The following is a 12,235-nucleotide window of genomic DNA, read 5'->3' as shown; positions in this document are numbered from 1 at the left end:
TCCTGCAAAGTATATTTTGGATGTACAGTCAATATGACCCTAAACAATTAGGTGATTTTATGGATAACAAGACTCAAAAAGAACAGATTTTTAACTTGTTGATTCATTGGGGCGGGTTAGGGCGATTTAAATTTTATCGGGGAGTTTTTAAAAGTTACCAAGATGAGAAAGAGGTCGTTCTTTTTGTTTGGGAGCGAGAGTCGCAGCGTGTCAATGAAATTGAGGCAAAAAAATGGATGGAAGAAATTGAGAAAAAAATCAGAGCCATCACGACCTCACCAGAAATTAATGCTTCAAAAATGGGGCAAGAGTTGATTAATATAGGAGTGGATTTTCTGACTCAAAGTCATCAGTATTTTGGTGATCTTCCAAAGGAAGTACCCAATCCAAAACCTATTATCTATAGACAAATCTATTCGTATTAAATTTTACTTTAACTTTTTTGCTCTTTGAAAACAGAATAAGTTTTTCTAGTTTGGAGCCCGCGATTACGACCCCGCCTAGGTCGATTCCTCGAAACCGACCCCAGCGGCTACGCCAACTCGCTCAATCTCTACAGCTACACCAACAACAATCCGTGGAATAGGGTGGATCCTGGGGGGAAATTTCTTTTAGAGATTGGAGAGATCTTCGCGGTTTCGAGAGAGAAGCAGGACGTTCATTGATTCATTGATTTACTAACATGCATCATAAATTTCGTAACAGTTTGCTCTTTGAAAACCGAATAAGTTTTTCCAGTTTGGGGCCCGCACCTACGACCCAACGCTTGGAAGATTCCTCCAAACCGACCCCATCGGCTATGTGGACTCGCTTAATCTCTATACCTATTGCGGGAATAATCCGTGGAATCGGGTGGATCCTGAAGGGACAGACGATTTTTCATTTGATACAACATTGACTCTTCAGATTAGGGAATGGACGGGGAAGATGCCTCCTCGTATTATGATATAGGAAATGACCTAGGAGAAGCCGGTCCCTATGTCATTCAAGAAAGCGATGACGCATCGAATTTCAAGAAGGATACAACGAGTTCCTCTGGAACTAAAAGGGATTGTGGAGGATCAGGAAGGAATGAACCCTCGTCGCATACCCCTCCGTTTAATCCTTGGGGAGGAGCTTCTCCAGTTGCTATAGGGGGAGCACTCGTCACCCCTCAGGGCGTAGTAGGAACATTTTTAGTCGGACGTCCTTCTCTGGGGTGGTTTAGGGGGCAAAGAGGAGGTCTTGAAGAAACCCCTGATACAGATCGTAGTAAGTTTACTGGACTAAAAAATGGACAAGGTTTTAGACATAAAAAAACTGGAAAGATTTGGCGAGAGAGCTATACAAGTCATAGGGGAGATAAATGGAAGAAATACGACAGAACAAACACTAGGCGGGAAGGTTCTTACACATCAGGCGGGCAAAGAGTTGGAGATTGATCCGTGAAATTTGAAGACATTTATAATTTTACAATTAAGTACTGGCCAGAAAGAATCCTTATAAAGAACGGCTACAAAGTCGGTAAATCCGGTTTTATGCTTCCGAGTTTGAGTGGAGTTTGGCATAAAGTTGGACGGAAAGTTGGGATCAAAAATCCTTTTTATGAATTGATGACTTGGACGATGTTTAATGCTTTTCACTGCGAAGGGAAAAATTTATTTGAAGAAGGCAGAACGTTTCTGAGCACCAGAAAAGTCTCAAAAGATAAAATTAGGAAACGGTACTTTAAAAATCTTCATGGGGAAAGTTGGGAACAAGAGCTGGAAAAGTATAAGAAATCAAATTCCATTAAATAGTTTCTGCTCTTATAAATAAAGCAGTGAAAATCGAATAAGTTTTTCTAGTTTAGAGCCCGTTATTACGATCCAGCGCTTGGGAGATTTCTCGAGACGGATTCGATAGGCTATGCCGACTCGCTCAATCTGTATAGCTATACTAACAACAACCCGTGGAATCGGGTGGATCCGAGTGGGAAGGATTTTGGATTGGACCTTCTAACAATTATTATAATGATAGGAAGTTCGATCCTGGACAAGATATTGAATGGTGATGGTGAAAAGAAGAGAGCGGGTGCAGAATGTGGTACAGGGAGTTCTGGCTCGAATTTGACCTAACAGAAGGGATCTGGAGTCGCTTTCAGAGATCCAGAGAATAACTCACCCTTTGATCCCTTTAATTTTGGAGGAGGATTCGTCCCAGGATCTGGAGCAATCATGACCCCCACAGGCTCAGTGCTCCCGACACCGATCGTGGGGCCAGGTATGTGGTTTTCGGAAGTATAAGGTAAATTGAAATGGTTTTTGGAGATTATTTAGAAGAAGATGGTAGAAAAGAGTACAAAAGGATGGAGTTAAATTGTAAACTCTCAATAGAAATAAATTCTTTTAAAATTTATCGCTGTCGCTTACAGCTTCTCGGAGGTTAGGATTTTAAAAAGTTTAGAGGTTAAACATTATCGTAATATTAAGGAGGCTTGTTTAAAATTTTCCTCTTTCCAGAATGTTTTTATAGGCGAGAATGCTCAAGGAAAGACAAATCTCCTTGAGGCCATCTACCTTTTAGCAACCGGAAGGAGTTTTAAAACTTCATCTCTCGAAGATCTCTACCCATGGTCTGGAGGATTTCCATTTTTAAAATCAGAATTTGTGGATGGAAACCGTTTGTTAGAGCTTGAGATTGAACTGATTAGAGATCGAAAACTTGCTCGGGTGAATGGGAGTGAGAAAGCTCGTCTTTCTCAGCTTCTGGGGACGATGCAGGTGATTGAAATTTTACCCCAGGATTATCTTCTCATTGACGGGGAACCGGCAAGGAGGAGAAAATTTTTAGATTTGGCTATTTCTCAGTGGGATGAGCGGTATTATCTTCACTGTGTTAGGTATTATCAAGGTTTAAGGCAAAGAAATCGCTCTCTTCAGCGGGGGCCTGATCTTGAGAGAGCGGGAATCAGAGTTTGGAATAAAATTTTAGAAGAACATGGGGCTTACGTTATTTGGAGAAGGAAACAAGTTCTTCAGTCTCTTAATCCCGAATTGAGAAGTCTTCATGCAGGAGTTGCTGAAAAGGATGAAGAGGTTGAGGTTCTCTATCGAAGCTCTATAGAGGGTGACAGTCTGGAAGAGATTCAGACGAATTTTTGTGAGAAGTTGCTCCAGGCTGAAGAAAGGGATATTCTCTTTAGGTGTACTCGGGAAGGGCCCCATCGAGATGATCTTTCTTTCATGATGGATGCCAGAGAAATAAAGAATTTTGGCTCAGAGGGGCAGAAGCGGTCTTTGGTGATCGCCCTGAAATTAACCCTGGGTGATTTTTTAAAAAAGAGAGAAGGAAAGACGCCTTTTTTTATTTTAGATGATGTTTTAACTCAATTAGATGAAAGGAGAAGGAAGGGGCTCATGCAAGTTCTTTCTCCCTATCAATCTTTTGTGTCCATCACCGCGATCGATTTTCATCGAGATTTAATTCCGCAAGGGAAATGGTTTGGGGTTAAAAGTGGCCAGTATGAAGAAGCCAGTGCTTGAGCGTAAAAAAAGAGAACCGACTCATGTGGGTAAGGTGATTGAAGATGTGATTCTCTCTCTTGAGCAGGCCGATCTTAAGAATCATGGGAAAATTTTCTTTCATTGGAAAGAAGTTGTCGGTGATGCGATCGCTTCCCATTCCCGACCTTATCAGGTTCGCTCAAAAAAACTTAAGGTTTTCGTAGATTCTTCCGATTGGCTTTATGAAATTACGAAACGTCACGAGAAGGAAATTTTAGAAAAAATTCAATCTCTTGTAGGGAAAGAGGTCGTGAAGGAAATCCAATATCAGATTGGATGAGTTCAAGAATAAAATTAGAATTTTTGGAGTGAAAAGTGGCGAAAGAAGAAGTTAAAGAAGAAAAGAAAGAACAGAAATACGACGCAACAACCATTACCGTTCTTGAGGGAATAGAGGCGGTTCGTCGTCGGCCGAGCATGTACATTGGCGATACAGGGATCCGAGGTTTTCACCACCTGGTTTATGAGGTAGTGGATAACAGCGTGGATGAGGCCTTGGCGGGTTTTTGTAAAAAAGTCGATGTAGTGATTCATACCAATGGCAGTCTTTCCGTAGCGGATGACGGACGGGGAATTCCGGTCGATATTCACAAAACAGAGAAGAAGCCAGCGGTTGAAGTGGTGCTCACCACGCTTCATGCAGGAGGTAAATTTGACCATGAGAGCTACAAAATTTCGGGCGGGCTTCATGGGGTGGGCGTCTCTGTCGTGAATGCCTTGAGCGAATGGTTGGAAGTTGAGGTCAGGCGTGACGGCAAGATTTATCATCAGAGATATGAGCGAGGAAGGACGGCTTCTAAGCTTACGGTGATCGGAAGTTCTAAAAGCGTGGGAACCAAAGTCACTTTTTTCCCCGACGAAGAAATTTTTGGAAAACAGGAATTTAATTTTGAAACCCTTGCCAACCGTTTAAGGGAACTGGCGTTTTTAAACAGCGGAATTGAAATTACCCTCAAGGATGAGCGCAAGGAACAAGAAAGAGTATTTAAGTATGAGGGCGGGATCAGGAGTTTTATCGAGCATCTCAATAAAAATAAAACCGTCATCCACAGTAAAGTGGTTTACGTGGAAAGAGAAAAAGAAGGGATCGCCGTTGAGGTGGCTCTTCAGTATAACGAGGGGTATGCGGAAAATCTTTTTTCGTATGCGAATAATATTAACACGATTGAAGGGGGGACGCATCTTTCCGGATTTAAATCGGGTCTTACGCGAACCATTAACCAGTATATTAAAAAGAACAATGTTTTGTTTAAGGGAGAGAACCTCGATATTACGGGAGATGACACGCGAGAGGGGATCACCGCCGTGATCAGCGTCAAGGTTAGGGATCCGCAATTTGAGGGGCAGACAAAGACAAAACTAGGAAATAGTGAGGTTCAGGGTATTGTCGAGCAAATTGTGAATGAGGGGTTAGGAGGGCTTCTTGAGGAAAACCCTAGTGTGGCTCGAAAGATTATGGATAAGATATTAACAGCCGCTCGAGCCCGAGAGGCTGCTCGAAAGGCCCGGGATTTGACTCGGCGAAAAGGGGCCTTGGATAGCGCCTCTTTACCTGGAAAGCTTGCCGACTGCTCAGAACGAGATCCCAGTTTATGTGAAATTTACCTGGTCGAGGGCGATTCAGCTGGAGGATGTTTTTCTGGAGACACCAAGGTTGCATTAGCTGATGGAAGAAATCTCTCTTTTAAGGAATTGGTGGAAGAAGACCGAAAAGGGATTAAGAATTACTGCTATACCCTAAATGCAAATGGGTCTGTTGAGATAGGTGAAATTTGCGCTCCTCGTTTGACAAAAAGAAAGGCAAAAATCATAAAGGTGATTTTGGATAACAATGAGGAAATTATTTGTACACCTGATCATCAGTTTATGTTAGCTGACAGGACGTTTAAGGAGGCACAATCCTTAACCGGCAATGATTCTTTAATGCCTCTTTATCGCCAACATTCTCGCTTAGGGAAACGAATCACGATTGAGGGTTATGAGCTGGTGTTTGATCCAGCCGAAAAGCGTTGGATTTTTACACATCTACTGGCAGACCGATATAACCTGTCACATGGGGTCTATGATGCGTCATGGGGGACGCATCGTCATCACAAAGACTTCAATAAACTAAACAATAATCCCGACAATATCATGCGTCTTTCTAAGGAACAGCACTTAAGTCTTCACCGTGAACAAGCACAGAGGACACTTCGACGACCAGATGTTTTGGAAAAATTGCGCACGTTGCGTGGAACGACTGAATTTCGAGAAAAGATAAGAGCGAAAATGTTGAAGATGAAAAAAGCCTTGAGTTGTCGTGCTAAGGAGCAATGGAAGAATCCGTCTTATAAAAAGTTCATGGTGGATCGTTTCCTTGCATTCTATAAAAACAACCCCGATTACCAAAAGCGAAACAATGACATTCTTAACAAAAACCAAAAAGACTATTGGAGCGTTGAGGATCATAGATCGACACAATCCGAGCGCGTCACGAATTATTTTGTTTCCCATCCAGAAAAGCGTCAGGAGTTGTCAGCATTGGCAAGATACCAATGGAAGGACAAGGACCTTCTAAAATGGAGAAGCGTTAGAACAAGTCAACAATGGACGGATGAATTTAGAGCAAAAAGGAAGGAAACTTACAACGAGACTTATCGTAATAAAGCCCTGAAAATTTTAAGCGATATTTTTCAAGAAAAAGGAGAAGTAGACTTTTTAAAATATGAAAAGATTCGTCGAGAAACTCGCGATAAGACTTTATTGAAACCTACGTCTATTTTGGAGAGATTTTTTGAAGGAGATGCTCAAAAGCTTAAAGAGGCTGTGACACATTACAATCACCGCATCAAGGATGTGGTGATTGTAGAGGAATGGATCGATGTCTATGATTTAGAGGTTCCAGAGACACATAATTTTGCTCTTGCGTCAGGGGTGTTCGTTCACAACAGCGCAAAACAAGGGCGAGACCGTCGATTTCAGGCGATTCTTCCCTTGCGTGGAAAATTGATCAATGTCGAAAAGGCCCGCCTCGATAAAGTCTTAAGCAATAATGAAATTCGAATGATTATCACGGCTCTCGGCTCTGGAATTGGGGCGAATGATTTTGATCTTTCAAAGCTGCGTTATCATAAAGTCATTATCATGACCGATGCCGATGTCGACGGAGCTCATATTCGGACGCTTCTTTTAACCTTTTTTTACCGTCAGATGACCCAACTGATTGAACAGGGCTATGTCTATCTCGCTCAGCCGCCTCTTTATAAAATCAAGCGAAAGAAGGCTGAGCGTTATGTCGAGAGTGATCAAGAGATGAACAAGTTTTTAATGGATTTGGGTTGTGAAGGGGTGACCTTCATACGGCTTTCTGATAAAAAGGAATTTACAGGAAAGCAGGTTTCAGAATTAGCCAATGCACTCATTCAGCTAGAGCATTGGGGAAATTTAATTCGAAAAAAAGGTGTCCGATGGAATATTTTTATGGAGCTCAAGAAGAATAAAACGCATGAATTACCCGTCTATCTTGTTCGCAGCCAAGGCGAAGAACATTTTTTCTTCGACGATTCAGGATTGGCTCAGTTTATATCAGGGGAAGAAAAAAAATCTAAAGAAGAGGTAGAAGTGGTGACGCAGGAAGGTAAGCCTTCTGGAATCAAACAAGCGGTTGAGGTTTTTGAGCTTTTTGAATCGCGAGAAATCACAAAAGCCCTCACCCGTCTCGAGGAGAAGGGTTTTGATATCGAGCATTATCAGAAATCGTCTGAAAAACCCCTCTTTCGACTCAATGACCAAGAGAAGGATTATGAACTTTTTTCATTAGAAGAATTGCTGAGCAAGGTCAAGGAATTTGGCCGTAAGGGGCTTTCGATTCAGCGTTATAAAGGACTCGGAGAAATGAATCCCGAACAGTTGTGGGAAACCACGATGAACCCTGAGAAAAGAACGGTCATGAAAGTAACCATGGAAGATGCCGTTGAGGCCGACGAAATTTTTACTGTTTTGATGGGGGATCAAGTGGAGCCCCGCCGACAATTTATTGAGACCCATGCACTACATGTGAGAAATTTGGACATATAACATTTCGGATTTCGAATCTCGGACGTCGGATTTAAAAAAGATAAATTCATTCAATAAATTCGAAGTTCAAAATCCGAGATCCGAAATTTAATAAGGGAGCGTAGCGACGCATCATGGCTGAGGAAACAAAAAATCTTTTTACCCGTAACGAAAAAATAGTGCCCATTTCGATTGAGGAAGAGGTTCGCAATTCTTACATGGATTATTCCATGAGTGTGATTGTCGGTCGAGCTCTTCCGGATTGCCGGGACGGTTTGAAGCCGGTTCATCGAAGGATTCTTTATGCGATGCGGGATTTGGGACTGGTTCATAATCGTGAGTATAAAAAGTCGGCCCGTATCGTCGGGGAGGTTTTGGGAAAGTATCATCCTCACGGAGATCTTTCGGTTTATGATGCCTTGGTTCGAATGGTTCAGACCTTTTCGCTGCGCTATCCTCTAGTCGATGGGCAAGGGAACTTTGGTTCTGTCGATGGGGACAACGCGGCAGCGATGCGTTATACCGAAGTTAGACTCACGGCGTTGGCTGAAGAAATGCTCGAGGATATTGATAAAGAAACGGTTGATTTTAGACCTAATTTTGATGAATCACTTGAAGAACCTGTTCTTCTTCCTTCCAAAATACCCAATTTAATTTTGAATGGATCCAGCGGGATTGCAGTTGGAATGGCGACGAACATTCCTCCCCATAATTTGAAAGAAGTTTGTGGTGCCATTAAACATTTGATTGATGATCCGCAAGCTACTATTAAGGACCTCATTAAACTGATTCCGGGTCCTGATTTCCCGACAGGCGCCATTATATGCGGGAGACAAGGCGTTCTGGACATGTACAACACGGGGCGAGGGCATATCAAGACAAGAGCCCGTGCAGGGGTAGAAGAAATTAAAAATGGGAAAACAAATATTGTGGTCACGGAAATTCCTTACACGGTCAATAAGGCTTCGCTCTTGGAGAAAATTGCCGAGCTGGTGAACGATAAAAAGATTACAGGAATCTCGGATATTCGTGACGAATCTGACAAAGACGGAATGCGGATTGTTCTAGAGTTAAAGCGAGGTGAAAACGAGCAGGTTGTCCTGAATCAACTTTATAAACATACCCAGATGCAGGAAACGTTTGGTGCAATTCTTTTGGCGATTGATCAAGGAATGCCCAAGGTGCTCAATTTAAAACAGCTTCTTGGGCGACACATTGATCACCGGAAAGTCATTATTACTCGTAGGACAACTTATGAACTACGCATTGCTGAGGAGCGGGCCCATATTTTAGAAGGGTTTAAAATTGCCTTGGATCACATTGATCAAGTGGTCAAGACCATTCGCGAAGCGAAGGACCGCAAGGATGCCTTTGAAAAACTGATGAAAAAGTTTGCTTTGAGCGATCGTCAGGCGACCGCTATCTTAGACATGAGACTCTATCAATTAACGGGTCTTGAGCGCACAAAAATTGAAGAAGAATATTTGGAAGTGATTAAGCGCATCAGCTATCTCAAAGGAATTTTGGCCAGCGAGAAAAAGGTGTTGGCGCTCATTAAGGATGAATTGACAGAGCTTTACGAAAAATACGGAGATGATCGCAGGACCACCTTTCAGGATGATGAAAAAGAATTTCACATTGAAGACTTAATCGCAGACGAAAGCACCATTATCACCGTCAGTCACAGTGGCTATATTAAACGAACCTCGCCGAATCTTTATCGTCAACAGCGTCGTGGGGGAAAAGGGATTATGGGGATGGAAATGAGGGATGAAGATTTTGTGGAAGATCTTTATACGGCCTCCACGCTCGATTACCTTCTCTTTATCACTGAAACGGGTCATCTTTACTGGCTCAAGGTCTATGAAATTCCTCAGGCCGGCCGTCTTTCCAAAGGGAAGGCTATTGTGAATTTACTTGATATGGATCCCGGCGAAAAACTTGCCACCATTATTCGCGTGAGAGATTTTGATCAGCCTCTGAGCGTGGTCATGGCGACCCAACAAGGGACGGTCAAGAAAACACCACTCAAGGCGTTTAGCAATCCCCGTAAAGGCGGGATCATTGCGATGACGGTTGATTCTAAAGACCGGCTGGTGAGCGCCCGATTAACCCAGGCAGAGGATGATGTTATTTTGGCAACCCATTTTGGCCAATCAATTCGTTTTCATTCCAGTCAGATCCGAGACATGGGCCGAACAGCTCAGGGGGTTCGAGGTATTCGGTTAGGAAAGAATGATTATGTGGTGGCCATGGAAGCTGTTCAGAAAGACGCGACGCTGCTTATTGTCACAGAGAATGGTTATGGGAAAAGAACGGCTTTTGACGAATATCGCATTCAGGGGCGAGGCGGCTCTGGAATCATTACCGTGAAGACCAAGGACCGGAATGGTCCTGTGGTAGGTGGATTATCTGTCGTTGATAAAGATGAGGTCATGATTATTACGGCAACGGGAAAAATGATTCGTAGCCCCGTTTCTGGGATTTCGGTGATTGGACGAAACACGCAGGGAGTCAGACTGATTAACCTCGCTGAGAAGGATAAAGTGGTTGCGATTTGCAAGGTGATCGAATCTGAGGAGGGTGAAGAAGGAGAGACGTCCGATGCTGGATCTTAAATGGATTCGCGAAAATCGGGAGGATGCTGAAAAAGGGGTTCAAGCCAAAGGGGTCAAGCTTGATATTAACGAACTCCTTCAACTGGACGAAGAAAGAAAATCCCTCTCGAAAGAACTCGATCGTTTGCGCCAGCAAATGAATCAATCCGCTAAAGAAATTGGACTTCTCAAGTCTAAAGGAATGCCCTCCCAGGAAAAAATGGATAGTCAGAAGTCTCTATCCCAAAAAATATCTTATTTAGACTCAAAAGTGGATGTATATCAAAATAAAATAGCCGAAAAATCACTTTATATCCCAAATATCCCGCATAAAACAGTTCCTGTTGGAATATCAGAAGAACAAAATGTAGAAGTCAAAAGCTGGGGTGAAAAGCCAAAAATGGATTTTACACTACTTCCTCATTGGGAAATTGGAGAAAAATTAGGCATTATTGACATGAAGCGGGCCAGTAAAATTACAGGAACCGGCTTTGTCGTCTATCGAGGATTAGGGGCTAAATTAGAAAGAGCCTTGATTAATTTCATGCTGGATCTTCATATCAATGAGCATGGATATCAGGAGGTATCGCCTCCCTTTGTAGTCAATCGTCGAAGCATGACGGGAACAGGTCAGCTTCCCAAGTTAGAAAAGGATATGTACCGGATTGATGAAGATGATCTTTTCTTAATCCCTACTGCTGAAGTTCCTGTGACCAATCTTTATATGGACGAGATTCTGGAAGAGAAAGATCTTCCCATGGGTTTGGTGGCTTATACTCCTTGCTTTAGGAGAGAGGCGGGTTCTTACGGGAAGGACACGCGGGGGATTATTCGAGTGCATCAATTTGACAAAGTTGAAATGGTGCGTTTTGCCCCTCCAGAAAAATCTTATGACGAATTGGAAAAATTAGTCGTTCATGCCGAAGATATTCTTCAAAGATTAGGTCTTCCTTATCGGATACGTCTCTTATGTTCTGGGGACATGAGCTTTGCAGCCGCGAAGTGTTATGACATCGAAGTCTGGGCCGCTGCTCAAGGGAGGTATCTTGAAGTCTCCTCGTGCAGTAATTTTGAGGCTTTTCAAGCCCGCCGGGCGAATATTAAATTTAGACGGGAAACCGGAAACGGGAAACCGGAGTACGTTCATACCCTCAATGGTTCGGGCATTGCTTTAGCCAGGACCGTGGTGGCCCTCCTTGAAAACTACCAACAAAAAGATGGAAGTGTGAAAGTTCCATCGGTTTTGATTCCCTATCTCTCTGGGGTTGAGGAAATAAGGGAAAAGTAAAAAAGCGGCTATAAACTATAACTTAATTGATAATGGACAATTGAGAATTGATAATAAAGGTAAAATAAATAAATTCCTAAATTATCCATTTTCAATTTTAAATTATCCATTTCGTCAAACTTACAGCTTACGACTTATTTCTCCGCTTAATTTGACATCCCCTCATTCAGGTGTTATCTTTTGTCCAGGGCCTATTCCGGGGGGGCAGACATGTCTTTATTTCACCATCGCAGCAAAGAAAAGCGCAACTTTTCGAGAATCCCCTTTTGGGCCAAGGTTGAAGTTGATCTTAATGTTGACAATGCGGCCCGTTCTGAAACGTTGGGAGTAGAAAATTTAAGTGAAGGTGGGATCTTAGTCGAAACCACCTCCGCCTATCCCCAAGATGCCCCTTGTCGAATTCATCTTAAAAAGAATTTTTTTTCCACCGAAGTTGTTTTGGAGGGATTCATTGTCCGATCAGTGATCAGCCGGCGTGGGCATTTTTTTGATACGGGAATCAGTTTTTCCAATATAAACCCTGATCAAAAAGGTAAACTCTCTCAAATCATCAAACTTTATTCCTCAAACTCTTAAATTTCTTTTTTTATCTCCCCCTAGCTTAGAATCTCTCTTATTGGTATAATTCGTCACTTGTAATAAGGCTCAAAGTTTAAAGTTGAAAGTTCAGTGCGCCAAGCAAGCCAACAAAAGCAAGCCGAAATAAGGAGCCTGAGTAAAGGCTAACCACCGACTCAGAACTGAACTCTGCACTTGGAGAGGCAACGAACCGAGTGAAGCCAGAGGGAAGG

At 42.7% G+C, this 12,235-nt stretch carries 9 protein-coding genes and 3 pseudogenes; all 12 read left to right on the top strand.

Features of this window, described 5'->3' with window-relative positions; translation table 11 throughout:
• The first annotated feature begins 59 nt into the window (after positions 1 to 59).
• Complete coding sequence (locus HYS07_06180) at positions 60 to 425, top strand: hypothetical protein (GenBank protein ID MBI1870760.1); 366 nt, start codon at positions 60 to 62, stop codon at positions 423 to 425.
• A 66-nt stretch (positions 426 to 491) separates the two neighbouring features.
• A pseudogene (locus HYS07_06175) lies at positions 492 to 665 on the top strand (hypothetical protein).
• A gap of 67 nt (positions 666 to 732) precedes the next feature.
• Positions 733 to 951, top strand: a pseudogene (locus HYS07_06170) (RHS repeat-associated core domain-containing protein).
• A complete protein-coding gene (locus HYS07_06165) occupies positions 915 to 1,421 on the top strand; it encodes a hypothetical protein (GenBank protein ID MBI1870759.1) in 507 nt (168 codons plus the stop codon). The pseudogene HYS07_06170 and the gene HYS07_06165 overlap by 37 nt, the downstream one beginning before the upstream one ends.
• Before the next feature lie 3 nt (positions 1,422 to 1,424).
• On the top strand, positions 1,425 to 1,778 hold the full coding sequence (locus HYS07_06160) for a hypothetical protein (protein ID MBI1870758.1): 354 nt from the start codon (positions 1,425 to 1,427) through the stop codon (positions 1,776 to 1,778).
• A 51-nt stretch (positions 1,779 to 1,829) separates the two neighbouring features.
• A pseudogene (locus tag HYS07_06155) lies at positions 1,830 to 2,096 on the top strand (RHS repeat-associated core domain-containing protein).
• 264 nt (positions 2,097 to 2,360) lie between these two features.
• On the top strand, positions 2,361 to 3,503 hold the full coding sequence (gene recF, locus HYS07_06150) for a DNA replication and repair protein RecF (GenBank protein ID MBI1870757.1): 1,143 nt from the start codon (positions 2,361 to 2,363) through the stop codon (positions 3,501 to 3,503).
• Positions 3,484 to 3,804 carry a DUF721 domain-containing protein gene (locus HYS07_06145; GenBank protein MBI1870756.1) on the top strand — a complete coding sequence of 107 codons (321 nt, stop codon included), beginning with the start codon at positions 3,484 to 3,486 and terminating at the stop codon, positions 3,802 to 3,804. The genes recF and HYS07_06145 overlap by 20 nt, the downstream gene beginning before the upstream one ends.
• A gap of 35 nt (positions 3,805 to 3,839) precedes the next feature.
• Positions 3,840 to 7,580 (top strand): DNA topoisomerase (ATP-hydrolyzing) subunit B, encoded by a 3,741-nt coding sequence (gene gyrB, locus HYS07_06140; protein MBI1870755.1) that lies wholly within the window; start codon positions 3,840 to 3,842, stop codon positions 7,578 to 7,580.
• A gap of 113 nt (positions 7,581 to 7,693) precedes the next feature.
• Positions 7,694 to 10,177: a DNA gyrase subunit A gene (gene gyrA, locus HYS07_06135; GenBank protein MBI1870754.1), complete on the top strand. Its 2,484-nt coding sequence runs from the start codon at positions 7,694 to 7,696 to the stop codon at positions 10,175 to 10,177.
• Positions 10,164 to 11,444 (top strand): serine--tRNA ligase, encoded by a 1,281-nt coding sequence (serS, locus tag HYS07_06130; GenBank protein MBI1870753.1) that lies wholly within the window; start codon positions 10,164 to 10,166, stop codon positions 11,442 to 11,444. The genes gyrA and serS overlap by 14 nt, the downstream gene beginning before the upstream one ends.
• 210 nt (positions 11,445 to 11,654) lie before the next feature.
• On the top strand, positions 11,655 to 12,020 hold the full coding sequence (locus HYS07_06125) for a PilZ domain-containing protein (protein MBI1870752.1): 366 nt from the start codon (positions 11,655 to 11,657) through the stop codon (positions 12,018 to 12,020).
• Positions 12,021 to 12,235: the final 215 nt, after the last annotated feature.

This window comes from Chlamydiota bacterium (genome assembly GCA_016178055.1).
In the GTDB taxonomy this organism is placed as follows: domain Bacteria; phylum Auribacterota; class JACPWU01; order JACPWU01; family JACPWU01; genus JACOUC01.
The sequence above is the reverse complement of the archived record's forward strand: the minus strand, read 5'-3'. Positions and strand labels throughout refer to the sequence as shown.